26 protein-coding genes are annotated in these 25,325 nt (G+C 30.1%); 16 read left to right on the top strand and 10 right to left on the bottom strand.

Annotated features, from left to right (window positions below; genetic code table 11):
* The first annotated feature begins 11 nt into the window (after nt 1-11).
* The gene (locus ETU10_RS04345; RefSeq protein WP_146310165.1) at nt 12-1,679 is read left to right on the top strand and encodes a ribulokinase; all 1,668 of its coding nucleotides are present in this window, start codon (nt 12-14) and stop codon (nt 1,677-1,679) included.
* 266 nt (nt 1,680-1,945) lie between these two features.
* Here ETU10_RS04345 and ETU10_RS04340 read toward each other — a convergent pair whose 3' ends face one another.
* Nucleotides 1,946-3,499, bottom strand: a complete 1,554-nt coding sequence (locus tag ETU10_RS04340; RefSeq protein WP_146310163.1) for an anaerobic C4-dicarboxylate transporter — start codon at nt 3,497-3,499, stop codon at nt 1,946-1,948.
* A gap of 178 nt (nt 3,500-3,677) precedes the next feature.
* On the opposite strand from ETU10_RS04340, the gene ETU10_RS04335 reads away from it, so the two are divergent.
* Both ETU10_RS04335 and ETU10_RS04330 read left to right on the top strand, forming a co-directional pair.
* Complete coding sequence (locus ETU10_RS04335; protein WP_146310161.1) at nt 3,678-4,130, top strand: protease complex subunit PrcB family protein; 453 nt, start codon at nt 3,678-3,680, stop codon at nt 4,128-4,130.
* Between the two features lie 14 nt (nt 4,131-4,144).
* On the top strand, nt 4,145-5,320 hold the full coding sequence (locus tag ETU10_RS04330; RefSeq protein ID WP_146310159.1) for a cysteine desulfurase family protein: 1,176 nt from the start codon (nt 4,145-4,147) through the stop codon (nt 5,318-5,320).
* Nucleotides 5,321-5,323: 3 nt separating this feature from the next.
* Here the strand turns inward: ETU10_RS04330 and ETU10_RS04325 are convergent, their stop codons facing one another.
* Both ETU10_RS04325 and gldJ read right to left on the bottom strand, forming a co-directional pair.
* Nucleotides 5,324-5,857: a Smr/MutS family protein gene (locus tag ETU10_RS04325; RefSeq protein WP_146310157.1), complete on the bottom strand. Its 534-nt coding sequence runs from the start codon at nt 5,855-5,857 to the stop codon at nt 5,324-5,326.
* Between the two features lie 64 nt (nt 5,858-5,921).
* Complete coding sequence (gene gldJ / locus ETU10_RS04320; protein ID WP_375762811.1) at nt 5,922-7,598, bottom strand: gliding motility lipoprotein GldJ; 1,677 nt, start codon at nt 7,596-7,598, stop codon at nt 5,922-5,924.
* Between the two features lie 316 nt (nt 7,599-7,914).
* On the opposite strand from gldJ, the gene porV reads away from it, so the two are divergent.
* From porV to idi, 5 genes are all read left to right on the top strand, one after another.
* Nucleotides 7,915-9,078 carry a type IX secretion system outer membrane channel protein PorV gene (gene porV / locus ETU10_RS04315; RefSeq protein WP_146310155.1) on the top strand — a complete coding sequence of 388 codons (1,164 nt, stop codon included), beginning with the start codon at nt 7,915-7,917 and terminating at the stop codon, nt 9,076-9,078.
* Between the two features lie 88 nt (nt 9,079-9,166).
* Nucleotides 9,167-10,180, top strand: coding sequence for a DHH family phosphoesterase (locus ETU10_RS04310; protein ID WP_146310153.1), 1,014 nt, complete (start codon nt 9,167-9,169; stop codon nt 10,178-10,180).
* Entirely contained in the window at nt 10,167-10,721 is a 555-nt protein-coding gene (locus ETU10_RS04305; protein ID WP_146261973.1) for an FKBP-type peptidyl-prolyl cis-trans isomerase, read from the top strand. Before ETU10_RS04310 ends, ETU10_RS04305 begins: the two co-directional genes overlap by 14 nt.
* Before the next feature lie 22 nt (nt 10,722-10,743).
* Nucleotides 10,744-11,379, top strand: a complete 636-nt coding sequence (locus ETU10_RS04300) for a DUF6348 family protein (protein WP_146310151.1) — start codon at nt 10,744-10,746, stop codon at nt 11,377-11,379.
* 5 nt (nt 11,380-11,384) lie between these two features.
* Nucleotides 11,385-11,906, top strand: a complete 522-nt coding sequence (idi, locus tag ETU10_RS04295) for an isopentenyl-diphosphate Delta-isomerase (RefSeq protein WP_146310149.1) — start codon at nt 11,385-11,387, stop codon at nt 11,904-11,906.
* A 339-nt stretch (nt 11,907-12,245) separates the two neighbouring features.
* On the opposite strand, the gene ETU10_RS04290 is transcribed toward idi, so the two are convergent.
* From ETU10_RS04290 to ETU10_RS04275, 4 genes are read right to left on the bottom strand one after another with little or no spacing between them, the layout of a single operon-like run.
* A complete protein-coding gene (locus ETU10_RS04290; RefSeq protein WP_146261976.1) occupies nt 12,246-12,923 on the bottom strand; it encodes an OmpA family protein in 678 nt (225 codons plus the stop codon).
* A 24-nt stretch (nt 12,924-12,947) separates the two neighbouring features.
* A complete protein-coding gene (locus ETU10_RS04285) occupies nt 12,948-13,421 on the bottom strand; it encodes a lipocalin family protein (RefSeq protein WP_146261977.1) in 474 nt (157 codons plus the stop codon).
* Nucleotides 13,422-13,453: 32 nt separating this feature from the next.
* Nucleotides 13,454-13,942: a DUF6702 family protein gene (locus ETU10_RS04280; protein WP_146310147.1), complete on the bottom strand. Its 489-nt coding sequence runs from the start codon at nt 13,940-13,942 to the stop codon at nt 13,454-13,456.
* A gap of 49 nt (nt 13,943-13,991) precedes the next feature.
* Complete coding sequence (locus ETU10_RS04275; protein ID WP_146310146.1) at nt 13,992-14,702, bottom strand: LOG family protein; 711 nt, start codon at nt 14,700-14,702, stop codon at nt 13,992-13,994.
* A gap of 236 nt (nt 14,703-14,938) precedes the next feature.
* On the opposite strand from ETU10_RS04275, the gene ETU10_RS04270 reads away from it, so the two are divergent.
* Together ETU10_RS04270 and bshA are read left to right on the top strand one after the other, a co-directional pair.
* Nucleotides 14,939-15,568, top strand: coding sequence for an alpha/beta hydrolase (locus ETU10_RS04270; protein ID WP_146310144.1), 630 nt, complete (start codon nt 14,939-14,941; stop codon nt 15,566-15,568).
* Between the two features lies 1 nt (nt 15,569).
* Nucleotides 15,570-16,709 (top strand): N-acetyl-alpha-D-glucosaminyl L-malate synthase BshA, encoded by a 1,140-nt coding sequence (gene bshA, locus ETU10_RS04265; RefSeq protein ID WP_146310142.1) that lies wholly within the window; start codon nt 15,570-15,572, stop codon nt 16,707-16,709.
* Here the strand turns inward: bshA and ETU10_RS04260 are convergent, their stop codons facing one another.
* The 3 genes from ETU10_RS04260 to ETU10_RS04250 all read right to left on the bottom strand — a co-directional run bounded on the left by ETU10_RS04260 (nt 16,710) and on the right by ETU10_RS04250 (nt 19,957).
* Nucleotides 16,710-18,554, bottom strand: a complete 1,845-nt coding sequence (locus ETU10_RS04260; RefSeq protein WP_146292413.1) for an ABC transporter ATP-binding protein — start codon at nt 18,552-18,554, stop codon at nt 16,710-16,712.
* 322 nt (nt 18,555-18,876) lie between these two features.
* On the bottom strand, nt 18,877-19,764 hold the full coding sequence (locus ETU10_RS04255; protein WP_146261983.1) for a PstS family phosphate ABC transporter substrate-binding protein: 888 nt from the start codon (nt 19,762-19,764) through the stop codon (nt 18,877-18,879).
* Nucleotides 19,754-19,957, bottom strand: a complete 204-nt coding sequence (locus ETU10_RS04250) for a C4-dicarboxylate ABC transporter (protein ID WP_146261984.1) — start codon at nt 19,955-19,957, stop codon at nt 19,754-19,756. The genes ETU10_RS04255 and ETU10_RS04250 overlap by 11 nt, the downstream gene beginning before the upstream one ends.
* A gap of 120 nt (nt 19,958-20,077) precedes the next feature.
* On the opposite strand from ETU10_RS04250, the gene tsaE reads away from it, so the two are divergent.
* The 6 genes from tsaE (at nt 20,078) to ETU10_RS04220 (ending at nt 25,219) form a co-directional block, all read left to right on the top strand.
* Nucleotides 20,078-20,479 carry a tRNA (adenosine(37)-N6)-threonylcarbamoyltransferase complex ATPase subunit type 1 TsaE gene (gene tsaE / locus ETU10_RS04245; protein WP_146261985.1) on the top strand — a complete coding sequence of 134 codons (402 nt, stop codon included), beginning with the start codon at nt 20,078-20,080 and terminating at the stop codon, nt 20,477-20,479.
* Between the two features lie 9 nt (nt 20,480-20,488).
* Complete coding sequence (locus tag ETU10_RS04240; protein ID WP_146310140.1) at nt 20,489-21,691, top strand: alanine dehydrogenase; 1,203 nt, start codon at nt 20,489-20,491, stop codon at nt 21,689-21,691.
* Nucleotides 21,688-22,050, top strand: coding sequence for a hypothetical protein (locus ETU10_RS04235; protein WP_146310138.1), 363 nt, complete (start codon nt 21,688-21,690; stop codon nt 22,048-22,050). The genes ETU10_RS04240 and ETU10_RS04235 overlap by 4 nt, the downstream gene beginning before the upstream one ends.
* Before the next feature lie 102 nt (nt 22,051-22,152).
* A complete protein-coding gene (gene accD / locus ETU10_RS04230; RefSeq protein WP_146310136.1) occupies nt 22,153-22,995 on the top strand; it encodes an acetyl-CoA carboxylase, carboxyltransferase subunit beta in 843 nt (280 codons plus the stop codon).
* 24 nt (nt 22,996-23,019) lie between these two features.
* A complete protein-coding gene (locus tag ETU10_RS11235; protein WP_221410362.1) occupies nt 23,020-24,441 on the top strand; it encodes a nucleoside recognition domain-containing protein in 1,422 nt (473 codons plus the stop codon).
* Between the two features lie 79 nt (nt 24,442-24,520).
* The gene (locus ETU10_RS04220; protein ID WP_146261989.1) at nt 24,521-25,219 is read left to right on the top strand and encodes a DedA family protein; all 699 of its coding nucleotides are present in this window, start codon (nt 24,521-24,523) and stop codon (nt 25,217-25,219) included.
* Nucleotides 25,220-25,325 lie beyond the last annotated feature (106 nt).

Below are 25,325 nucleotides of genomic sequence, written 5' to 3'. Positions count from 1 at the left end.
AAATATAAAAAATGAAACTATCAGATAATTTAGTCATTGGACTAGACTATGGAACAGACTCAGGAAGAGCAATGTTAATGGATGCTGAAACCGGTAAGGAATTAGCATTATCAATCAAAGAATATCCTAGATGGAAAAAAGGGATGTATTGCGATCCTATTAAATCTCAATTTAGACAACATCCTTTAGATTATATAGAAGTACTAGAATTTATAGTTAAAGATGTATTAGAAAGAGTTCCAGGTGCCGCGGCAAAAGTTAAAGCAATCAGTGTTGATATGACCGGATCAACCCCAGTAGCTGTTGATAAAAATGGTACTCCATTATCCTTATTGGAAGGATTTGAAGAAAATCCGGATGCCATGTTCATCTTATGGAAAGATCACACTGGGCAAAAGGAAAATGAGTATATTAACGATTTTAGTAAAAAATGGCATATAGATTATACCAAATCAACAGGTTGTGGAGATTATTCAACGGAACATTTTTGGACTAAAGCCTTACATATTTTCAAAATTCCTGAAATAAAATCCGTAGCACATTCTTTCGTAGAGTCTAGTGACTGGTTACCAGCTGTTCTTTGTGGAATTACTAAACCTGAAGAAATAAAAAGAGGGATGGGCATCGCAGGTTCGCGAGTAATGTGGAATAAAGATTGGGGCGGTTACCCACCTAACGAATTTTTTAAAACTTTAGATCCTGTTTTAGATGGATTGGTTGACACTTTTAATAAGCAAGCTTACACTTGCGACCAAGAAGCTGGCACCATAACTGCTGAATGGGCAGATCGTTTAGGTTTACCCAAAAATGTTAAAATAGCTGTAGGGAATCTGGATTGTCACGCAGGAGCGATTGGTGCAGGTGTTAAAGATAAATCTATGGTAGAAATTGTAGGTACATCTACATGTGCTATAACGGTAGGACCCAAAAGTTTAGGTAATAAATTAGTCCCTGGAATTCCACAACAGGCGGACGATATTATCCTTCCAGGATTGGTAGGTTATGAAGCTGGTCAATCTGCCTTTGGAGATCTTTACGCTTGGTTTAAAAAATTGCTAATGTGGCCATTAGACAATATTATGCTTAATTCTAACATTAGCGACGCTGAAACCCGTAAAGAATTGAGAGATGAAGTTTATGCAGAAATGATTCCAGCACTGGCTAAGGTTGCTAAAACTATACCTCCTAAAGATAGCCATATAATTGCTACCGATTGGATTAATGGAAGAAGATCACCCAATGTTGACTATGAACTAAAAGGCACCATTACTGGACTAGCACTATCAAGCATTGCTCCTTTGGTTTACAAATCTTTAGTTGAAGCTACTGCTTATGGAGCTAAAAATATTATTGATCGTTTTATAAATAATGGTGTTGAACTGAATGAAATTATTGCAGTAGGTGGAATTTCACAAAAATCACCGTATGTTATGCAAGTTATGGCAGATGTCATTGGTATGCCAATAAAAGTTATTGCTACTCGTGAAGCTTGTGCTTTAGGTGTTGCCATGTGCGCATCTGTAGTAGCAGGAATTTATAAAAATATTGAGGAGGCACAACAAAAAATGGGCATGGAAATTTCAACCATTTATTATCCAAATCAAGAACACCATGAACATTATAAAATAGAATTTGATAAATACCTTCAACTGGAAAAAATAAAGGATATTATTCATTAACTATAATTTTCAGTTAATTCTTAAAAAAGAACCTATGAATGAATTCATAGGTTCTTTTTTTATACTTTTAAATAATCAAGTTCATTTAAAATGATGTATAAACTAAAATTTTATAAATCACCTATTCATTCCTATATTTTTAATAAAAAACAATTAAATACTAAATTAAAATCAAGACATTACAATTATTTAACTTTTGAGTAGTTAAAAATTTTAGCTATAAAAATAGGCACCATCCTAAAAAATAAAGGATGGATAACAATTTTTTAATTATATATATTGGATAAAGATAAGGCAATAATTGTTGCTGAAATAACCCCTATAAGCCCTGGAACCATAAAACTGTGATTTAATATATATTTACCAATGTGGGTAGTTCCAGTACGATCAAAATTAATGGTTGCTAAATCTGAAGGATAAAAGGCAAAGAAGAAATAAGCATAGGATGCCGGTATACAACCAATTAAAGTCGCTATTGGAATGTTTAGCATAAAACCTAAGGGCATCATTACTAAAATAGTTGCTGCCTGGCTTTTAAGAAACATAGAGACGCAAAACATAGCTATCGCAAAAGTCCAAGGACGTGCCCTTACAGCATCGCTTATTAGAGATAGTAAGTAACTCTCATTATTTTTTATAACTGTTTCACTCATCCATGCAATTCCAAAAATCATAATTACAGCAATCATCCCTGCGTTAAAAACCTTTGTATCGGAAATTGCTTTTGCTTTAACCTTGGTACAAAATACTATTACAGCTCCTACTCCCAGCATTACAAATTGCAAAACACTGGTCATAGCCAAAGGCTTTCCATTATTTTTAGGTAAAATGGAATCTGGAAACAACGCAATTATAATAATAAATAGTATACCTAAGAAAAATAACGACAAAGATACTTTTGCATCTTTAGATGGAGTTTCATTAGACGTTTGTTCTAGATTTCCTACTATGTAAGCTCTCTGTTCTGGATCTTTCATTTTTTCTAAATATACAGGATCTTTGTCTAAATCTTTACCTCTATTTAAACTCCATGTGGCTGCTAAGATCATCCCTATAAAACAAGAAGGTATAGTTACAATTAATATACTTAGCAAACTTATAGTTACCCCCGAAGCAAGCGCTACACTTATCATTGCAGCAGATGCTGCAGCTATAGGGCTAGCGGTGATTCCCATCTGGCTAGCAATTGAAGCAACTGCCATAGGACGCTCCGGTCTTATTTTTTGTTTGTATGCTATGTCATAAATCACAGGAAGTAAAGGATAAACTGCATGTCCAGTTCCTACTAACATGGTTAATAAAAATGTAGACATTGGAGCCAAATAAACAATGTACTTAGGGTTTTTCCTTAAAATTTTTTCGGCGAATTTAACTAACATACCTAAAGCACCTGTGGCTTCAAGGGTTGAAGAGGTAGTAACAACCGCTAAAATTATTAGCATTACATCAATGGGGGGCATACCGGGTATATCTCGGAAAACAAACACTAGAATAGCTACTCCGAATCCTCCTAATAATCCTAAAGATACTCCTCCTTTTTTAATCCCAAAATAGATAATTACTAATAAAAATATAACTTGTACTACAAATTTTATGGGAGCATTTTTGGGAATTTCGTGATTTATAGAATTTTTAGATGTTTCTTCCTTGGAATTTGAAGCTGTTTTTATAGTTTCCTTCTTATTTGTATCTGTATTTATAGAAGATACATTTTGTATGGATACAATAGTTTGAGGTGTTAAAGAATAAGTTTTACTAGGTAAAGTAAAAAGCAATAAAAATATAATAAGGCTAAAACATGAAAGTAGTTTTGTTTTCATCTTTTTCGTGTAAAAATATTATAAATTACTCAACGAAATAAGTCTATAAATCATGAAATAACATGATATATCGCATAAAATATTTAATCAATATTTTTACTTATAATTTAAAATCTTTTAAAAGTATTTAAAAATATATTAACTAATTTTGTTGTAAGTTAATGAGTTTACATTCACTATGAGAAAATTTTTAGTTTTATTTATAACATTTTTTATTTTTCAAGGATATATGGTAAGCCAATCAAAAAAAATTAAAAATATTTCTTTTCAAGTTTTAGATTCTGGTTCTTATAGCAATGTTGCTGATAAAAGTATTAAATTAGTCAATGATCAAAAAGAATTTGATTTGCTTTTTTCTAAAATCTATGGTACAGATATAAAAGTACCTTTTGATTATTCCATAGAATGTAGCTATATTTTTATATTCTTTAAAGAACAAGCCTCTGGAGGTTTAAATTATAAAGTTACTAATGTTACACAAAATAATGATTCTATAAATATTTACTTAGATGTTGTTAAAAATGATGATATACCTACAATAAGTACTATGGCTATTTCTCATCCATTTATTGTGTTAAAAATAGGTAAATCTCAAGCTAATGATATAAATGTACTACTAACTAATGATTAATTTTAAGTAATTTTATGGCTACAAAAAAAATATATTTAGACAATGCTGCTTCCACACCTATGGATCCTAGAGTTATTGAGACTGTATGGGAATCCATGAAAGAGAATTTTGGAAATCCATCCGCCAGTCATAGTTTTGGACAAACCAGTAAATCTAAAATTGAAATAGCTAGAAAAATTATTGCAAAAGAGTTAAATACACTACCTTCTGAAATAATTTTTACTTCTTGTGGTACAGAAGCAAATAATCTTATTTTAAGATCTTGCATAGAAAATCTTGATATACAAAGGATCATAACCACCAAAATTGAACACAAGAGTGTGGGTGAAACGATTAAATATTTAAAAAATAAACATGATTTGGATATTGTTTATTTACCCGTTAACAATAAGGGTGAATGGCAACTCTCAGATTTAGAAAATCTTTTACAAGACGGCACCCCAACTTTAGTTACACTTATGCATGCCAATAATGAAATTGGAAATTTAATAGATCTTAAATCAGTGGCGAATCTTTGCAAAAAATACAACGCTTGGTTTCATTCAGATACAGTACAATCCATGGGACATTATTCTATGAATTTCTCAGATGTACCCATTGATTTCGCATCCTGTAGCGCTCATAAATTTCATGGTCCTCAAGGAATTGGATTTGCTTACATACGAAAATCAACAGGAATTAAAGCAATTCAAACTGGGGGTGGACAAGAAAGAGGTATGCGTTCAGGAACTGAAAATATTGCTGGAATTGTGGGTTTAGGTAAAGCTTTTCAATTAGCCATGATAGAGTTAGAAGAAAGGAAAAAAATTATTGAAGAATTAAAATTATACGCAATCACCCAATTAAAAAAATATATTCCCAACATTAAATTTAATGGAAATAGCGATGATCTCAATCAAAGTATTTATACATTAATAAGTATTCTACTTCCAGTTTCAAATTCTATGATTGGCTTTCAACTAGATATGAAAGGTATTGCAGTCTCACAAGGAAGTGCTTGTTCTTCAGGTGCAGTTAGTCCTAGCAGCACGATTCAAGAATTACTTACAGTTGAAGAACTAAGTTCTTGTAGTATTCTTAGGATCTCATTTAGTCATTTTAATACTAAAGAAGATATTGAACATTTGGTTATGGCTTTAAAAAATATTTATGAGCAAGATAAATCCAATGCTCGGGTTCATAAATCTTAATAACTATTTTTTAAATCTAATTTCAACCGCTCCAAACCTATACTTAACTATATCAGCCTCTAAAAATTCAATTTTAGGAATTGTTTTTAATAATTCATAAATTTCTTTTTTTAGTATTCCTTTCCCTTTGCCATGAATTAATATAAGTTTGTTTAAATTATCCTTTCTAGCCTTTTCAATTTCAATTACAGCTTGATTAATTTGTCTTTGTAGGATTTTATGAGGAGGAATATCTTTTATATTATCGATTAAATGTCCAATATGTAAATCAATCTCTCTTACTTGTACTTCTTTCTTGAGAATATTTTTATATTTCTCTTTGGATTCACTACTATCTTTGCATGTAATTGAATCATTAATTAATGTTTCATAATATAGGTTTTTGTTATTTTCAACAACCAATAATTTATGTTTGGGGTATACATGCTCAAATCCATAGGTATCCACAACAATCACCTTATCAGAATTTATTTTTTTAACCGTATAATGTTCTTGTTCATCTACGATTGAAACCTTATTTCCTACACTTAATTTCATGGTGAAAAATACAAGAAAAGGCTATCTTTTAAGGATAGCCTTTGATTTATTTTTAATTGTATATTTATTTAGGAATTTTATTTTTAGATCCTCTTTGTGTTCTAGTTGAAGAGGACTCTTTTCCTTTATGGTCTTGAGCTACACGGAAACCAACCCAAACTGCTGATTCATTTTCACTCATGTATCTTCTTTGTCCCGGATCTAACCAATAAGCCGTATCGTTCCATGATCCACCTTTTATCACTCTTAAATCATTGCTAATTTGTGAAGTTCTAGACTTAGTATCTTTTTGAAGTACTACTCTTCCTTTTTCATCTACCACCCAATTTCTAATTGGTGAATTGTAAAAGTTATAACTACCTCCTTCATTAGATATTCCTGCTCCAGCTTCTAAAGATGATTGTAAATCTCCATCTCTAAAATTTCTTGCATCTTCCACAACTTCCGTTTCAAATTTACCTGGTAAATTTTTGTAAACTAAACGTCCATCTGCTAATGTATCGTATTGTATAGAACCGTCATCTACTTTTTTAAATCTACCCGCTTCTCCACTTTCGTCATTTATAAACTGTTGATAAACATTACCTCTAAAGTAATTAAAATCGTTATAATCAGTATCTATAAGTGGTCGGTAAACATCTTGTGTCCATTCTGCAACATTCCCGTACATTCCGTAAAGACCAAAGGAATTAGATGGATAAGCTCTTACGTCGGAGGTTATCGCATTACCATCATTTCCAAATCCACCAATACCTGAGTAATCTCCTCTTCCTCCTGATTTGAAATTTTCTAAGAATTGTCCTCTATTTCTTCCTTTCTTACCTCTCAGACGATTAATCATTACATCTTTACCTTCTACTAAATTATATTGCCTATTGTCCGCTTCTGCCAATGCAGCATATTCCCATTCAGCTTCGGTAGGTAATCTGAATTTTTGTACTAAATTTCCTTGGGCACTTTTATTTACCGATATTATTCTTTCATTTTTATTGGTTATACCACTTCGTTTAGCTACTTTTTCTTGATTTACAATTCCTTCCAAAGATGGATCGTTATACTTATATTTTTCAACGTTAAAAGAATTAGATCCTACATTATTTTCTGGATTAGAATAATAATCTTTAGGAATTATTCCTTGATTCATCAATTCTCTTTCATTTGCTCTATCCGTCAACCAATCGCAATATCTTTGTGCTTGCAACCAACTTACACCTACCACTGGGTAATTGTTAAATTGAGGGGCTCTGAAGTAATCTTCTGAATAAATATCGTTTCTTGATAATTTATTTTGCCATACTAAGGTATCTGGCAATGCTCCAAAATATATGTCTTTATAATTTTGATCTGTAGGTGAATAAACATACTTAAGCCAAGTTACGTATTCTCTGTATTCATAATTGGTTACTTCGGTTTCTCCAATGAAAAAAGATCTTACCTGCATTCTTGTGGGAGTATTGTTCCAATCATGCATAACATCGTCTTTAACTAAACCCATTGTAAAAGTACCACCTTCCACGAATACCATACCGGTCCATCCTTTCTCGGTTTTCTTTTTATTACTAAAAAACCAACCATTTTTATCATTGGGTTTCCATCCGGATAAACTTTGAGTATTCCTTGTACCTCCACCAGGTTTTGACCTTCCACTTCCTCCACCACAACTTGCTAGAGTCAATAATAAAGGAGATACAGCAGCTAATAACAAAATGAATTTTCCTATTTTCATTGTATTTATTTTCATCTTTTAAGTAAGCAAAAGTAATATATATTTTCTATTAGAATTTGATTTTTTTCACTTTCCACTATTACCATCATTAAACGTTAATGTAAAACTAATTATTGTATGCTTGCATTTAAAATTAATTTATAATTCAATTAAATATTACAGTTAAACAATTTTTATATTTATCTTACGTTACTTTTTAAGTAAAGTAATAAATTGTATCTATCTGTATTCTAAAAAATATTATTTTTATAAAAAATTTAACTATAATAAAAAATAGCCTTAATTTGAGTTAAAAATTAACTCCTAAATTGTTTTAATTTAATTAAAATTCATGAAAAAAAAATTATTATTTCTATCTCTACTTAGTGTCTCGTCTTTATTTCAAGCTCAAAATAGGAATTACGCAATTGTAACGGGTGCTCCTTTTTTAAGGATATCTCCGGATGCTCGATCTGGTGGTATGGGTGACCAAGGGGTAGCCACTTCTCCGGATGCTTTTTCCCAGTATTGGAACCCGTCTAAATATTCTTTTAATACTAGTTATTCCGGATTGGGAGTGTCTTATACTCCGTACATGAATAAGCTAACCAATGATGTTTTTTTACTAAATGGTACTTTTTACACTTTCTTAGGTGAGGAAGAAAGAAGTACATTATCCGCCAGTGTTTATTACTTTAATATGGGTGAAATCCAATTAAATGAGCTTATGGGTAATAATATTGTTGAAAAAGGGATTTCTAAACCCAACGAATTTTCAATTGATGTTGCTTATGGCTTAAAACTAGCAGATGTTTATTCAATGGCTGTTACTGCAAGATATATACGCTCAGATTTATTTAACAATGTGGATAATTCATACGCTCAAACGAAAGCAGCAAATACTTTTGCTGTTGATGTTACTGGTTACTTTCAATCAGAAAAAGGATCTTCCTTTAGTGGGTATGAGGGCAGATGGAGAGCCGGTTGGGGAATTTTTAATATGGGTCCTAAATTAGATTATTCCAACAGTAGCCAAAATTCTAGTTATTTACCTACTCAACTTCGTTTAGGAGGTGGATACGATTTATATTTTGATGAAGATAATAAATTAGGTTTAACCGTTGAAGCTAGTAAATTATTGGTCCCTGCTCCTGAGAAAATGACTGATCCTGATGGTGCTGTCTATTACCAAATCCCTGATAAAAGTTTCCTATCGGGAATGTTCAGTTCTTTTGGTAATAAAGATGTGGGTAAAGAGATTACTTATAGCATAGGTGCCGAATATACCTTTAAAAATGCATTTGCTTTTAGAACGGGTTATTTTCATGAAAGCCCTGAAAAAGGTGCTAGACAATACATAACTCTAGGAGCTGGTCTAAAATATCAATCTTTTGGAATTGACTTTTCTTATTTAATAACTACTGCAAGCATTAATAATGCCTTAGATAATACTTTAAGGTTTGGATTGACTTGGGATTTTGGTGGAGAAAGTTCAAACGCTACCGAAAACTATTAATTCTAATCTTTTATAACTTAATTAAAAGATCACTTTTTATAATTAAAAGTGATCTTTTATTATAATATTCTTTTAAAAAATTTAGTATATGTTTTCACAAGAGGAATTATCTAAAATAAATAAACTCATAAACACAAGTAAAAATATATTAATTTTATCACATCATAATCCTGATGGAGATGCTATTGGATCCTCTTTGGCTTTAAATCTATTACTTTCAAACTTAGGTGTTCATTCAACTATTATAGTACCTAATGAGTTTCCAAAATTTCTTAAATGGTTACCAGGAGCTAAAAATATTGTTATTGCTGAACAGCGTCTTAAATTTACAGAAATAGCATTTGAAAATGCTGATTTAATATTTTGTTTAGATTTTAATAGCGCTTCTAGAATTAATCAATTAAAGGATAAATTAAGTCAATCTAAAGCTATTAAAATTTTAATTGATCATCATCAGCAGCCAGATGATTTCAATTACATATATTCGGATACTTCCCAACCAGCTACTTGTCAAATGATATTTAAATTCATTGATGCCTTAGGAGAAAATAGTTTAATTGATAAAAATATAGCGACTTGTATATATACAGGAATTTTAACTGATACAGGTAGTTTTAGATTTAGAAATACTACCGCAGAAACTCACATGATTATTGCTAATTTAATAGAGAAAGGTATTTATCCTGATGAAATAGCTTCTAATGTATTGGATAATAATACGCCTGAAAAAATTAAACTTTTGGGTACGGTTTTGGATTCTTTACAAATAATTCCAGAAAAAAATACAGCAATTTTATCACTAACACGCAATCAATTGAAATTATTTGGCTATCAAAAAGGTGACACTGAAGGTTTTGTTAATTATGGACTTTCCATAATTGGTATTAAATTTGTCGCTTTTTTCATGGAAGATATTCATAATAATTTTATTAAAATTTCTTTTCGATCCAAAGGTGATTTTGATGTTAATCAGTTCTCAAGAAAATATTTTAGCGGTGGAGGGCATATGAATGCGGCTGGGGGTAGAAGCGATTTAGACATGAAAGACACTTTACAAAAGTTTAAAAATATAATCAACACAGAAATTGATGAAATCTCTTAATTTATTAACTTTTCTTTTGATTCTTCTTTGTTTTTCCTGTCATAAAAAAGAGGCTTTTCAACCAATTAAAAGCAAATCCGCCTCAGAATTCATAAATATATCTAAAGAGTATTCTAAACAAAGAGAGGAAAAAGAAAGAAATTTTTTGCAAGATTGGATAAATAACCAAAAAGATTCATTGGGTATCGCTTATATGCCTACCGCCTCTGGTTTCTGGATTCGATTTATAACTAAAAACAATAACCCAAGAGCATTAAAAAATAATTTCGTTAAATATTCTGCTGAAATTAAAACCCTGACAGGCGAAACTATTTATAACTCTCAGGAATTTGGTTTTAAAGAGGGTGTAATGGGCAAATTCAAAGATATAAGAGGGATTGAAAGCTCTTTATATCTCATGGGAAAAGGAGAAACTGTTGAATTAGTTCTACCTTCTTTCACAGCCTATGGTTTTTTTGGAGATGAAAATAAAATAGGTGCAAATGTTCCTTTACTTGTTCTACTAACCTTAGATGATGTAAAAACCTTACCATTTAAATAATCCTTAAATTATATTCCCAACTATGGAAAAAGAAATTTTATCAAATTTACTGAAAGCTTACGATCTAGCCATTCTTGAATATAATGATTGGATTCTTGTTAACGAACAGCTTCCAGCTATTAGAGCAAATACCCAAGGATATAAAGAGTTCGACCAAGGGGTTAGTATTCGTTTAGATATTAGTGTACTTCTAGCGGATAAGAAGGTTATTAATGAAAGTTATCCAGGGATAGGTAAAGATAAAAAAGCTGCTATACAAAATGCTTTTCAAAATTTTATATCAAACTCCTTTTATATTTTTTTAGCATCTTTTTGGGAAATAAGGGAAGATGACCAAGTTGGTATTGAGAATTGGGAAATAAATAATAACAATTGGAACATATATATCGGTAATTTTACTTGTAAAGGAGATTTTAATATTCCTTCAAATTTATTTAAAACTATTGAAGAGGTTATAAAAAATGAATGTTTGACTGAAGATATTTATTGGTTTCGTTTCTACTATGCTCATTTAAATACGGGTGAGATTATGATAGAGGCCTTAAAGAATAATGAGGATTGGAATGATTTAAAAGATAGTGTCAAAAACGAAGTACAGTGGGAAGATTCTGATAAATTTTATAGTCTTAGAAATTTTATTTTGATAAAAAAAGTATAGCAAATATGGAGCATGTAATTTTAGTTAATAACAGAGATGAAGTGATTGGTGAAATGGAAAAATTAGAAGCTCATATCCAAGGAGTTTTACATCGCGCTTTTTCCGTATTTATCTTTAATAACGATCAAGAATTATTATTACAACAAAGAGCCTCTACCAAATATCATTCTCCATTAAAATGGACAAATACCTGTTGCAGTCACCCTAGAAAAGGAGAAAGTTATCTTAAAGCAGCCCATCGAAGATTACAAGAAGAATTAAATTTTGATTGTGATTTGTATGAAAAATTTAATTTTATTTATAAAGCGGATGTTGGAGACGGACTTATTGAACATGAATTTGATAGAGTTTTTTTCGGTGAATACTCCGGCAATATAATTTTTAATAAAAATGAAGTAGCTTTAGTAAAATGGATGAGCTTGGTGGATCTAAAAATCGATTTAAAACTAAACCCTAACAATTATACTGAATGGTTTAAAATAATTTTTAATCAATACGAATACCAAATTCAGTATCATAAATTCTAACATATTTCCCCTTCATTTCTTTTATAAAACTTAAAATAAATAGTTAGTTACGTAAATTTTTTAATATAATATTCTTTTATAAAAATATTATATGTAGCTACAATATTTAACTAGGTTATTCTATATGTAATTCCTATATATAAATTATTTTTCCAATATAATCATTTTATTATCAATAGAATCTGTGAAGAAAGCATTTAACAAACAATTATTCAAAAAAATTTATTGAACCATCTAATAAGTCTGAATCATAAATATATTAAAAAAGAAATATCATTGTTATATATAAAAAATGGAAGGTAATAATACCTTCCATCTATAATAAATTTTCAATATTCTTTATTGATTGGTCTGTGCATCTCTTATCATTTTATCATTTGCTGTAATTGAAAATTCAACCCTACGGTTTAAAGCTCTTCCAGCATCAGTATTGTTATCTCCAATAGGATCTTCTTTCCCAAAACCTTTTGTTGATAGACGGTTACTTGCAATTCCATGAGCTATTAAATAATCTGCAACGCTCTTTGCTCTTCTTTCAGATAAATTTAAATTATATTGGTCTGCCCCTTTAGAATCCGTATACCCATAAATACCTATGTTAGTATCTGGATATTGTTTAAACACAGTTATAATTTTATCTAAATTTTGCTGAGCCGAAGAAGTAAGTGTAGATTTATCAAAATCAAATCGAATAGCATTTTCATTTAATACAACTTTAATCCCTTCTCCTACTCTCTCCACAGAAGCCCCTGGTATGCTTTGCTGTATTTGACGAGCTTGTTGATCCATTTTATGACCTATCACACCCCCAGTTGTACCACCAACAGCTGCGCCAATAACGGCACCTAAAGCTGCATTATTTTTATTTCCAATATTGTTACCTATAACCGCCCCTAATACTCCTCCTGCAACTGCACCTAATCCTGCACCTTTTTGAGTATTGTTTGCATTACAAGATACTAATAAGATACTTATAGATAAAATAAATAAAGTTATTTTAGAATAAAGTGTTTTCATAATTTAAATAATTTAATTTTAATTTTATAATTTCCCAGTAGATAATCTTGTAAAATGATAACTTATTTTTACTCCGTTAATCACTTGGTTTAATGTAAACTCATTTTCTGAAGAACTTTGAAACTGATAAATAGTTCCTGTAGTTACTTTTCTTGCTTTATCTCCATCATTTAATAATTTTAAAACCAAAGCATCTTGGTTATTGATATACCAAGAAAAACTTTGAACTCCACTTGGACAATTATTTCCCCCTTGAAGTGTAAAATTACCTGTATAATTGTTAGAAACAAAATACCATGTACTATTGGTTAAACATTGTGCATCAAATTCATCAAATGCCTTTACTTTAACCATATTCTCAGAATATGTAACTTTATCTAAGTTCCAAGTTCCTCTAACAATTCTTTGAGAGGATCGATTTACAGCATCGTTGTTACTAGTAGAGCAAGAATAAAAAAATAACATACTCAATACTCCTAATAAAATAAACTTTTTCATAATTTAAATTCTTATATCTATAGGTTATTAAATTAAAAATTTACTCTCCCTGTTTCTGAACCTTTTTTACAAACTAATGATTTTCTCTTACCATTAACTAAAAAACTTATAAAATTCTGTTGGTCTGGAAAGTTATTAATAAGTATAGAATTTTTAATGGTTATTGAGTTAATAAGACCTTCTAAATTAGTTGCTTCATAATAAACCCAAATTACGTTCCCATCAGGATTATACGAAGAGAAATTGAAGGATACAGGTACATCATTTACAGAGATTTTAACATTCTGTTGCAAATATTTACTTAAACTTGAACTAAACGTGTTAGTACTTGCTTTTACACCTAAAATTTTTTCAATATCTACGGTATTAATTTTTGTTGACAATTTTAAAGTTTTATTCCCTTGAATATATTCAACCTTTGTAATAGAGGTATGAAATTGATCTGAGTTTAATTTATAAAACGATAAAAATATTAAAGGTAATAATATTAAAATAGCTTTACTTAAGTATTTCTTTTTCATAAAATTATTTATGTTTATGCTTTGAAACAAATTTAATGCCAATATGGAATCAAAAATTCTGTTTAATGCTATACTTATCATAAAAATCTCGAATATAATTTACAACCTCATCAGCAGTATCTGCAACTTTAAACAGTGAAAAATCCTGTTCATTAATATTTTTTTCCACCAACATTGTATCTTTCAACCAATTAAACAAACCTTTCCAATATTTTGCACCTACCAATACTATAGGGAATTTACTCGTTTTTTTTGTCTGTATCAGTGTTAAAGCCTCAAAAAGCTCGTCCAATGTACCAAAACCTCCAGGCATAACAACAAATCCTTGCGAATACTTTAAAAACATAACTTTTCTAACAAAAAAATAATTAAAATCCATACTTAGTTTATGGTCTACATACGGGTTACTTCCGGTTTCAAAAGGCAGTTCAATATTTAATCCAATGGACTTTCCACCAGCAGCTTTCGCCCCCTTATTTCCAGCTTCCATAATCCCTGGACCACCTCCTGTAATAATACCAAAGCCAATTTCCGTTAGTTTATAAGCAATTTCTTCTGTTAACTTATAATAATTATTATCCGCTGGTGTTCTGGCTGATCCAAATATAGAAACGCAGGGTCCTATTTTAGTCATGGTCTCAAAACCATTGGTAAACTCAGCCATAATTTTAAACAACATCCAACTATCTTTTGTTTTTATTTCATTCCAATTTTTTTGATTAAAATTGGTAGATATAAAATTTTTATTTGATTCATCCATGCATTTACTTTTTAACAAAAATACACTTAAATAAAATTATAAGAATAAATTATTGTGATTTGAATTTTATATTCATCAATCATGAGGGTAAACAAGGTTAAACTTTTAATTGTAGTAATGTTATTTACTTGAAAATATATTTCTGAATATATTTACGGTTCTTGTTTCATCTTTATTTTTATCTGATTGAATGAAATCTATATTTTTAATTACCTTTGTTTAGAAAAAAATTATAAATGATCGATTATTTAGTACGTGAACCTAAATCTGCCATTGAAAATCCATCTTTAATTCTTTTATTGCATGGATATGGAAGTAACGAAAAAGATTTATTTAGTTTTGCTGATGAACTACCAGACGATGCTTATGTAATAAGTCTTAGAGCTATAAAAAAACTTCCCATGGGCGGATATTGTTGGTATGATCTAGATTTAAATAAAAATGTACGTATCTTAGATATTGAGCAAACTCAAGAATCTCAAGATAAAATCTTAAAGTTTATAGATCAGATACATGATAAATATCCTTTCGATAAAAATAACATATCATTAATTGGTTTTAGCCAAGGTGCTATTCTATCATTTTCTTTAGCACTTCATAATCCCCATAAATTTAAAAAAATTCTTTGTTTAAGTGGTTATCCAGATCCTGATCTTCTTGCAGATGTTGATATGGGTTCAGACTTTTCTGATTTAGAATTTTATTTTTCTCATGGAATTGAAGACCCTATCATCCCCGTACAATGGGCTAGACAATTTAAATCCATCGCTGAAGAGCTTGATCTACATTTTGAATACCATGAATATCATCAGGGGCACGGTATTAATTCTGAGAATTATTACGATTTATTAAATTTCATTCAATAAAATGAAAATAGGCATAGTTTGCTATCCTACGTACGGTGGAAGCGGAATAGTTGCTACACAATTAGGTATGGAAATGGCTTCCCAAGGGGATGAAGCACACTTCATAAGTTATAGTTTACCTGCTAAATTAGATATTACTCTTCCTAATATTTATTTTCATCAAGTAAATGTTAAACCATATCCCCTTTTTGAATACCAACCTTTTTCACTAGCACTTTCAACAACCATTGTAAACATTGTAGAAACGTATAAGTTAGATTTATTGCATGTTCATTATGCCATTCCACATGCGTATGCTGCCTATTTTGCTAAACAAATATTAAAAGAAAAAGGCATTGAACTACCTGTAATTACTACGTTGCACGGTACAGATATAACCTTGGTTGGTCAACACCCAATTTATAAATCTGCTGTAGAATTTTCAATCAATCAATCCGATTATATAACTTCTGTATCAGACAGTTTAAGAAAGGAAACTTACCATCAATTTAATATTCATAAAGAAATTGAAGTAATACCTAACTTTATAAATAACGCTGAAATAAAGGAAAATGCCCATTGTTTAAAGAAAAATTTTGTTAGCAATGATGAAAAATTATTGGTACACGTGTCAAATCTTAGAAAAGTAAAGAGAATAGATGATGTAATGAAAATTTTCAATTTGGTACAAAAAGAAGTTAAATCAAAATTATTAATCGTGGGCGAAGGTCCGGAAGCTGAGACTATCGACAGATATACTTATAAATTCAAATTAGGCGAGAAAGTCAAAAATTTCGGAAAAATTCAAGATGTTCAAAATGTTCTTCGCATTACAGATCTTTTTTTACTACCCTCGGAACAAGAGAGTTTTGGTTTAGCTGCATTGGAAGCTATGGCTTGCGGAGTACCTGTAATATCCAGCAATGCGGGGGGAATCACAGAAGTAAACAAAGACGGGTATTCAGGTTTTGTCTCTCCTATAGGAGATGTGGAATCAATGGCTAAAAATGCCATAAGACTTCTAAAAGATGAAGATTTATTGCTTAAATTCAAAAAACAAGCTAAGAATGAAGCTTTACTTTTTGATAATAGTACAATTATACCCAAGTATAAGGAATTGTATAATAGAGCCTTAAATCAAAAGCTAAAACCAAATATTTAATTAGGAGAAGTTTTGCATATCAATTAATTTCTTATAAATACCATCAATGGCTAAAAGTTCTTGATGAGTCCCTTGCTCCATAATTTTCCCATGCTCCATTACAATTATGATATCAGCCTTAACAATGGTTGATAGTCTATGTGCGATAACAATAGATGTCCTGTTAGACATTAAATTTTCGAAGGCTTCTTGTACTACACGCTCACTTTTAGTATCTAAAGAAGCTGTTGCTTCATCTAAAATCATGATGGGAGGATTTTTCAATATGGCTCTGGCTATCGTAATTCTTTGCCTTTGTCCTCCGGAAAGTTTCATCCCCCCCTCTCCTACAGAAGTTTCAAATCCCTCTGGCAATTGCTCAATAAACTCCAAAGCATTTGCCGCCTTTGCCGCACTAACCACTTCTTCCATTGTAGCATTGGGATTACTAAGCCTTATATTATTGATAACAGAATCATTAAATAAGATATTTTCTTGGGTTACCATTCCCAACAATTTTCTATACTCCTTTAGATCCAACGATTTTAAATTGTGGCCATCAATAAGTATTGAACCGCTATCTACATCATAGAATCTAGCTAGCAAATTAACCAATGTTGTTTTACCACTTCCGCTTTGCCCAACAATAGCTACTGTTTTACCTTTTTTTATTTCTATGGAAACGTTGGTTAAAATAGGATGATCTTCTTGATACTGAAAAAATATATTATTAAAAGATATGCTATCCTTTAGTCCCGTTAATTTAACAGGATTTTCAGGTTCATGTATTTGTATATTCGTATCTAAAGTTTCCACTAATCGGTCAGTAGAGGCTGAACCTTTATGCAAATTTGAAATTGAGGTTGACAAGGTTTTGGCTGGCTCTAACAATTGAAAAAATAAGGCTATATAAACTAAGAAAGAGGCTAAATCTAGTCCTTTATTTCCATCCAAAATTAAGACTCCTCCATACCAAGTGATAAAAATCATAGCTACCGATCCTAAGAATTCTGATGAAGGAGAAGCCAACTCATATTTTTTCATCATACTTATCGATAACTTTCTTAAGTTGCTTACGCTTTTTTGGAATCTATTTTTCATAGATTCTTCGGCATTGAAAATTTTTATAATTTTTGCTCCATTTAATGTTTCATCTATTATTGATAAAACATTTCCAGATTCTGTTAATCCTTTTCTAGCATCTTTTTTTAAACTTTTTCCTATGGAAGATATTATCCAAGCCATAAAGGGCAAAACAATTAAGGCAATTAAGGTGAGTGATGGACTTATGATTAATAAGGTTATTAAGGTAAATATAAGGGAGAAAGGCGTTCTCCATAGCTCTAGTATAGCATTTAATGTATTCCCTTCTATTTCAGTAACATCATTGGATAACCGAACCATAATGTCTCCCTTTTTCTTTTCAGTGAAAAAAGAAACTGGTAGAGTCAATATTTTATTATATAAAGCAGACCTAAGATCTTTAGATACTCCACTTCTTAATAATACTATAAAGTACTGTGCTAAATACCTAAACACATTTCGAAGAAAAAAAAGAAGTATTACTGATACACAGAGAATACTTAGAAATTTTTTTTCTCCCATATTATGTATATTGTTCTGAAGAAATAAATAAATTTGATACTTTAGTTCAGAAAAAAAACCATTTTCCGCTTGTTCTTTTACATGATCTAAAGTTTCTTTTTGCTTAACACTTCCTCCCAATAACATATCTAATATGGGCATAATTGATACTACCGAAACAATTGAAAATAGTGAATAAAGAATATTAAATGTAATACCTAATATAAAATCTTTTTTATATGGAGATGCAAACTGCTTAAGAATTCTTTTTAATGATTTCATTTAAAATTGTATAATCTGTGGTCATTGACAAAAGTAGTTAAATTTTTAAAATTAGTCCCTTCAACCATTTGGATAAATTTAATACAAATTCCTTGCATTAGTAACTAATATTTTGCTTTCTAAATAATTAAATCTTTTCTAGCAAACATTACTTAAATGTTTGAATTTGCATACTTAGAGATAAAAATTCATCCGAAAAAGAAATTAAATCTAACCTTTTGCATAAATATCTAACCAACTAGTTTTAAAGTTTGATTTATTAATATCAAAAAATAATGAAATAATTAATTATTTCATTATTTATAGCATATCTTTTATTTACTTATTTAGTAATATTAATATTTCTTTCGTAGAGATAGTAGGGTTGATACCCTTCTTTTGAGACGATTAATTGTCCCCTTTGAGAAGTACTAAACCGAAGAAAGCTACTGCCTATACCAAAACCATTCTCAGCGTTAAGAAGATAGATTCTTCGGGTAAACGGATATTTATTTGATTTGAAGCTTTCTAGATTAGGAGATATTATTTCACCATCTTTAGATCTAATTGGCAAAATCTTTATATTATTCAAAATCTTTTTAAAATTCTCATCATTAGAATAATTCAAAGTTGAAAGTCCGGTTATACCAATGTAGGAAGGATTATTATCAATATAATTTATTAACTCTTGGGCATCTTTGAATGAATTGATCTTTTCTCCTTCTTTAAATTTAAATTTTAATATATTTTTCAACGTATTATAATTACTTGTATAAATTCCATCAAAAACATACTTACTGTTTTCAGAAACTATATCTGTTTTCAATGTCTGTATAGATAATTCGCTAATGTTATTTTTTTTGGAAGTAATAAAGATGACTCCGTCACAAGCGATTTGAGCTGATTTATATTTTTTCTTTGTGCGATTAAATATAAAATTTGCTTCTTCATCGGTTAAATTTCTTCCAACCATAATTACGGTTGCATTGCCATTAATAAAATTATTAATTGCTAGAGCCTCAGCCTGTGGTTGAACATCAATAATAGCCTTAGGATAAACAGTATTAAAGACTTGATTTAAAGATAATGCCAATTCATAAAATGAAGGATCAACCGACAAATCAACTTTTCCTTTTTTATAATATTGTTCTTTACTTTCTTCTTTGGAACAAGAATTAAAAATTATTATTACTAAACTATATATAAATATTTTATAAAAATTATTCTTCATTATTCTTCATATATTTTAATGCTCTATAGGCTCTATATAAACCATATATCACTAATAATAATCCTAAAGCTAAACTTCCTTGATTGGAAAGTGGTAAAAAAAATTTTTTGTATAATAGAACAAGCCCCCCAATAACTATATATGAAATACCTATAAGCAAAGAAAGGGTTTTGTAATCCCATTTAAATTTCATTGTGAATCTTATTTTCTCTCAAAAGTACAACAAAAATAAATTTATTGTATTTTTGTTCTTTATACTTTATATTTTACAGACGAGATTTAATTTATACCTAAAACTTAATGTATATATACTATGAATAAATTAATTCATAATTTAAATGAATTGGAACAAGTAGCCGAATCTATCATTACAAATTCAAAATTTAAAATATTCACTTTACAGGGTAATTTGGGTGCAGGAAAAACTACATTGGTAAAATTTTTATGTAAATATTTAAACTGTGAAGATAATATAACGAGTCCTACATTCTCACTTGTCAATGAATATACTTGTCCTACTTCAAAAATTTATCATTTTGATCTATATAGAATAGAACATATTGAAGAACTTTTAAATATAGGATTTCACGAATACATTAATTCTGGAAATTATTGTTTTATAGAATGGCCGGAAATATCCGAAAATGAATTGGCAGAGCATCATAAAATTTCTTTAAATTTGGAAGGTCAAACAAGGCAATTAAGCTTTAGCTAGGAAATATTTATGGGCATTTATTCACCTTTTACTGCAAATGAACTTATACCTCAAGAAGAGAAAATTGAGGTGGTTAAAAAAGGTGGAAAAATTAGCATAGGAATACCTAAGGATGACGAAGTCTATGAAAACAGAATTGCTCTTACCCCAGATGCTGTTTCTACTCTTACTTGTAACGGCATTGAGGTCATTATTGAGCAAGGAGCTGGAGAAGGAGCTCATTTTACGGATATTCAATACTCAAATGCCGGAGCTAAAGTAAGTCAGAATCCCAAAGAAGTTTTCTCACAACCAATAATTTTAAAAACAGCTCCTCCTACCTTAGAACAAATAGACTTATTGCAAGTCAACTCCTACTTAATATCTTCGGTTCAGATCAATACACAAACCAAAGAATTTTTTGAAAAGCTTTCTAGTAAAAAAATAACAGCTCTTGGTTTTGAATACATAAAAGATAATCACAACGAATTTCCTATAGTAAGAATACTAGGTGAAATTGCTGGTATGGCATCCATACTTATTGCCGCAGAATTATTATCGTCAACCGCGAATGGCAATGGTTTATTATTGGGTGGAATTGCAGGAGTTAGACCTACCAATGTTGTAATTATTGGGGCTGGAAATGTTGGTATAAATGCAGCTCGATCTGCCCTTGGCTTAGGCGCAACCATAAAAATTTTTGATAATTCTATAAAACGTTTAAGGCGATGCCAAGAGATATTAGGAACAAAGATATATACTTCTACCTTAGATCCTAAAGAATTAAGAAAAGCACTTCTCCGTTGTGATGTTGTAATAGGGTGTTTACGAGGAGAGAACCGCTCTCCCATTATAGTTACAGAATCTATGGTCAAACAAATGAAATCAGGAGCTGTAATTATTGATGTTTGCATTGATAACGGTGGTATTTTTGAAACTTCTCAAATTAAAAAAACAAACGGTCAATCATATACTGAACATGACGTAACCCATTATTGTAATCCAAACATTACTTCTAAATATGCTAGAACGACATCAAAGGCATTAAGCAATTTTTTTCTTAGTTATTTTTTAGATTTAACCAATCAAGGTGGATTTGAAACGATATTTACGAAAAACAGAGGCTTATGTAAAGGAATTTACATGTATAAAGGAAGAATAACCAATCAGCAAATATCTCAATGGTTTGCTTTACCCTACCAAGATATTAATCTTTTAATCACTGAATTATGAATTTTTTTAAAAGGCTAAGGTTATATTTATCTGGCGTTTTCTTAGGCTTAATCTTCCTTTTATTTATGTATGGAGATAAGGTTTTTTCCTGGTCTTATTTACCTAATGATAGAGTACTGGCAGAAATTAAATTAAAAAAAATTAGTTTTTCTCCGCAAAGTGAAAGTTATTTAATTGAAAATAATTTAACAACGTCATTTATTCTAGATACAGTACTAGTTAAAGGATCTATAAATTTTAATGAGAGTAATGCACAAAATAAACCTTGCCCTTACTACACTTTATACCATCATAACATTAAGGTAACTTTCACTAAATGCAAGGATTCGGTTATTATTAACTCTCTTAATCATAAATAATTGCGGTTAAAATTTAAGCCAATTAAATATTATTGCATAAAAAATAGATTTTTTAATTTTTTACTATCTTTACGACCTTAAATATATAAATATAATAAATTTATGGGATGGTTTACTAGAAGTAAAAAAAACATCAACACTAGCGAAAAAATGGATGTCCCTAAAGGGTTGTGGTACAAAACACCTTCTGGAAAAATTATTGAAACAGATCAATTAAAAGCCAATTTCTACGTTAGCCCCGAAGATGATTTTCATGTAAGAATTGGTAGTAAACAATACTTCGAAATCCTTTTTGATAAAGGAAAATTTAAAGAATTAGATGAAAAAGTTACTAGTAAAGATCCCTTAAATTTCACAGATACAAAATCTTATAAAGACAGACTTAAAGAAGCTAATAGTAAAACGAAGCTCCAAGATGCTATACGTAACGCCGTTGGTAAGATTAATGGTCTGGAAATTTGCATTTCTTGCATGGATTTCAGTTTTATTGCTGGATCTCTGGGCTCGGTTATGGGGGAAAAAATTAGACGAGCGATTGATTATTGTTTAGAAAATAAACTCGCTTACGTTATTATTTGCCAATCTGGAGGAGCACGAATGCAAGAAGCGGGAATATCCCTTATGCAAATGGCAAAAGTAGAAGCTAAATTAGCCCAATTAAGCAAAGCAAAACTTCCGTATATTTCTGTATTAACAGATCCTTCGTACGGTGGTGTAATGGCCTCCTTCGGATCAACCGGTGATTTAATTATTGCTGAACCCGGTGCTTTAATTGGATTTGCAGGTCCAAGAGTAATAAAAGAAACCATAGGAAAAGACTTACCACAAGGATTTCAATCTGCAGAATTTCTCTTGGAAAAAGGGTTTGTAGATATCATTTCTCATCGTAGAGATTTAAAAGATACCATATACAAATGTGTAGACATGCTTACTAATACAAAATAATACTTATTACAATATTGGTTAACTATGGCTCTTAATTACATTTGGATTGCTTTTTTTGTATTATCTTTTATAGTTGGGTTAATCAAACTTATATTTTTAGGAGACACTTTAATTTTCAAAGAAATGGTCGATGGGCTTTTTAGCACGACCAAACAATCTGTAATGGAAATAGCTTTACCATTGGCTGGAATGATGACATTTTGGCTAGGTATAATGAAAATTGGGGAAAACGCAGGAGCCATACGTTTTCTATCCAAACTAGTAGGTCCCTTTCTCAGTAAATTATTTCCCTCTATTCCTAAGAATCATCCTGCTATTGGAAATATGATGATGAATTTTAGTGCTAATCTACTTGGATTGGATAACGCTGCAACTCCTTTAGGACTAAAGGCTATGGATAGCTTACAAACATTAAATCCTAAAAAAGATACAGCCACAGATGCACAAATCATGTTTTTAGTTCTCCATACTTCTGGACTTACATTAATACCTACTTCCATTATGCTTTACAGGTATTTGAATGGAGCTCAAAACCCTACGGATATTTTTATTCCATGTATTGTCGCAACTTTTTGTACCACTCTTTTTGGAATTATTATTGTCAGTTTAAAACAGAAGATAAACTTATTTTCCCGAAATATTATATTAGGTTTGGGTCTAAGTCTACTTTTTATAATTTCAATGTCATTTTATATAAAAAAAACTTCGGCAACTTATGAAGCAAAAGCTAGTGAGTATGTAAATAAAATAACCCCAGATTTAATAAATTATAAAATAAGCAATACAGAGGATTTAAAAAATCTTTATCCTTCCTCTTTTCAAAAAGAATTTGAAAAAAATCATAAGAAAGAAAGTCTAACACCTGAATTAATAGCAAAGAGCAATCGAGAATATATAAATTTTGAATCTGCTACAGCTTCACGTGTCTTGAGCAATATTTTATTGTTATTGATTCCTGTAACTTTTATTACAGGTGCATTTGTTAAAAAAGTAAATGTATTTGAAAGCTTTATAGACGGAGCTAAGGATGGGTTTAATGTAGCAGTTAAAATTATTCCTTATCTGATAGCAATGCTTGCTTCTATCAGTCTTTTAAGAACTAGTGGAATCATGGATTATTTACTTGATGGCGTTGCCTATTTATTTTACACTTTAAAATTAAATACAGAGTTCATACCCGCTTTACCCACAGCTTTTATGAAACCTTTAAGTGGAAGTGGAAGCCGAGCATTAATGATTGAAGCCATGCAGAATTATGGTGCTGATTCTTTTGTTGGTAGATTAGCTTGTATATTTCAGGGTAGTGCAGATACCACTTTTTACATTATTGCATTATACTTTGGTAGTGTTGGAATTAAAAAAATTCGTTATGCTCTTTCGGCGGGGCTTCTTACAGACTTATTAGGAATTATAACTTCTATTTTAATAACTTATTATTTCTTCTAATTGGTTGTGGTTAATATTAAAAAATCTTATGATTTATTAAAATATTAATATATTTGTATTAATATTTTTAATAAATCTAATGAATAATTTTGATTGGAGCCAATTTACTTGGGGGCAGTTAGTTAATCCGGAATTTTACATAAAATTGGGTGGATTGTATTTAGTTCTTTTTATAATTTTTGCAGAAACTGGTCTTTTTGCTGGTTTTTTTCTACCTGGTGACAGTCTATTATTTCTTTCTGGCATTTATAGTAAAGAACTAATTCAGGAATTTGTATCGATTGATTCCGATTTCCTTAATGTGTTTTTGTTAAGTAGTCTTGTAGCAACCGCAGGGATTATAGGAAATGAAATTGGATATTGGTTTGGAAAAAAAAGCGGTCCTTACCTATTCCAAAAAAAAGATACATTCTTATTTAAGAAAAAATATTTATTTCAGGCTAAAGAATTTTACGATAAACACGGAGGAATGGCTATAATACTAGCTAGATTTTTACCTATCTTAAGAACTTTTGCTCCTATAATTGCAGGTATAGTACAAATGAGCAAAGGAAAGTATTTTCTCTATAACGTAATTGGATCTGTAGCTTGGTCTTTTTCTTTAATTTTTGCTGGACACTATCTAAATCATTTTTTCTTAAAAGAATTTAATTTCGATTTAAAACAACATATTGAGATGATCGTTTTAATAATGGTATTGGTTACCACAGCACCAGTTTTATATAAAATATTCTTTAAAAAAGAGACAAAGAAAGGTGAAATGAATTTAAATGATTAAATTGCTAATACATTAAATCTATTCTATTTTAGAAATTGGATTAAACAAAAAACAAGGATAAACTACTAATTGCAGTTTATCCTTATTTTTTTTATACTTTTTAAAT

It is taken from the genome of Apibacter muscae (assembly GCF_007845595.1).
In the GTDB taxonomy this organism is placed as follows: Bacteria; Bacteroidota; Bacteroidia; order Flavobacteriales; family Weeksellaceae; genus Apibacter; species Apibacter muscae.
This window is presented reverse-complemented; position numbering and strand designations above follow the sequence as displayed.

Bases quoted from the DNA above. Each gene is read 5' to 3' on its own strand.
- ETU10_RS04345 (WP_146310165.1), top strand. From the start codon at position 12: ATGAAACTATCAGATAATTTAGTCATTGGACTAGACTATGGAACAGAC.
- ETU10_RS04220 (WP_146261989.1), top strand. From the start codon at position 24,521: ATGAATAATTTTGATTGGAGCCAATTTACTTGGGGGCAGTTAGTTAAT.
- ETU10_RS04300 (WP_146310151.1), top strand. From the start codon at position 10,744: ATGGAAAAAGAAATTTTATCAAATTTACTGAAAGCTTACGATCTAGCC.
- ETU10_RS04270 (WP_146310144.1), top strand. From the start codon at position 14,939: ATGATCGATTATTTAGTACGTGAACCTAAATCTGCCATTGAAAATCCA.
- ETU10_RS04260 (WP_146292413.1), bottom strand. From the start codon at position 18,554: ATGAAATCATTAAAAAGAATTCTTAAGCAGTTTGCATCTCCATATAAA.
- ETU10_RS04285 (WP_146261977.1), bottom strand. From the start codon at position 13,421: ATGAAAAAGTTTATTTTATTAGGAGTATTGAGTATGTTATTTTTTTAT.
- ETU10_RS04255 (WP_146261983.1), bottom strand. From the start codon at position 19,764: ATGAAGAATAATTTTTATAAAATATTTATATATAGTTTAGTAATAATA.
- ETU10_RS04340 (WP_146310163.1), bottom strand. From the start codon at position 3,499: ATGAAAACAAAACTACTTTCATGTTTTAGCCTTATTATATTTTTATTG.
- ETU10_RS04280 (WP_146310147.1), bottom strand. From the start codon at position 13,942: ATGAAAAAGAAATACTTAAGTAAAGCTATTTTAATATTATTACCTTTA.
- ETU10_RS04240 (WP_146310140.1), top strand. From the start codon at position 20,489: ATGGGCATTTATTCACCTTTTACTGCAAATGAACTTATACCTCAAGAA.
- ETU10_RS04275 (WP_146310146.1), bottom strand. From the start codon at position 14,702: ATGGATGAATCAAATAAAAATTTTATATCTACCAATTTTAATCAAAAA.
- ETU10_RS04235 (WP_146310138.1), top strand. From the start codon at position 21,688: ATGAATTTTTTTAAAAGGCTAAGGTTATATTTATCTGGCGTTTTCTTA.
- ETU10_RS11235 (WP_221410362.1), top strand. From the start codon at position 23,020: ATGGCTCTTAATTACATTTGGATTGCTTTTTTTGTATTATCTTTTATA.
- ETU10_RS04305 (WP_146261973.1), top strand. From the start codon at position 10,167: ATGAAATCTCTTAATTTATTAACTTTTCTTTTGATTCTTCTTTGTTTT.
- ETU10_RS04335 (WP_146310161.1), top strand. From the start codon at position 3,678: ATGAGAAAATTTTTAGTTTTATTTATAACATTTTTTATTTTTCAAGGA.
- ETU10_RS04250 (WP_146261984.1), bottom strand. From the start codon at position 19,957: ATGAAATTTAAATGGGATTACAAAACCCTTTCTTTGCTTATAGGTATT.
- idi (WP_146310149.1), top strand. From the start codon at position 11,385: ATGGAGCATGTAATTTTAGTTAATAACAGAGATGAAGTGATTGGTGAA.
- porV (WP_146310155.1), top strand. From the start codon at position 7,915: ATGAAAAAAAAATTATTATTTCTATCTCTACTTAGTGTCTCGTCTTTA.
- accD (WP_146310136.1), top strand. From the start codon at position 22,153: ATGGGATGGTTTACTAGAAGTAAAAAAAACATCAACACTAGCGAAAAA.
- ETU10_RS04325 (WP_146310157.1), bottom strand. From the start codon at position 5,857: ATGAAATTAAGTGTAGGAAATAAGGTTTCAATCGTAGATGAACAAGAA.
- ETU10_RS04310 (WP_146310153.1), top strand. From the start codon at position 9,167: ATGTTTTCACAAGAGGAATTATCTAAAATAAATAAACTCATAAACACA.
- ETU10_RS04290 (WP_146261976.1), bottom strand. From the start codon at position 12,923: ATGAAAACACTTTATTCTAAAATAACTTTATTTATTTTATCTATAAGT.
- bshA (WP_146310142.1), top strand. From the start codon at position 15,570: ATGAAAATAGGCATAGTTTGCTATCCTACGTACGGTGGAAGCGGAATA.
- tsaE (WP_146261985.1), top strand. From the start codon at position 20,078: ATGAATAAATTAATTCATAATTTAAATGAATTGGAACAAGTAGCCGAA.
- ETU10_RS04330 (WP_146310159.1), top strand. From the start codon at position 4,145: ATGGCTACAAAAAAAATATATTTAGACAATGCTGCTTCCACACCTATG.
- gldJ (WP_375762811.1), bottom strand. From the start codon at position 7,598: ATGAAAATAAATACAATGAAAATAGGAAAATTCATTTTGTTATTAGCT.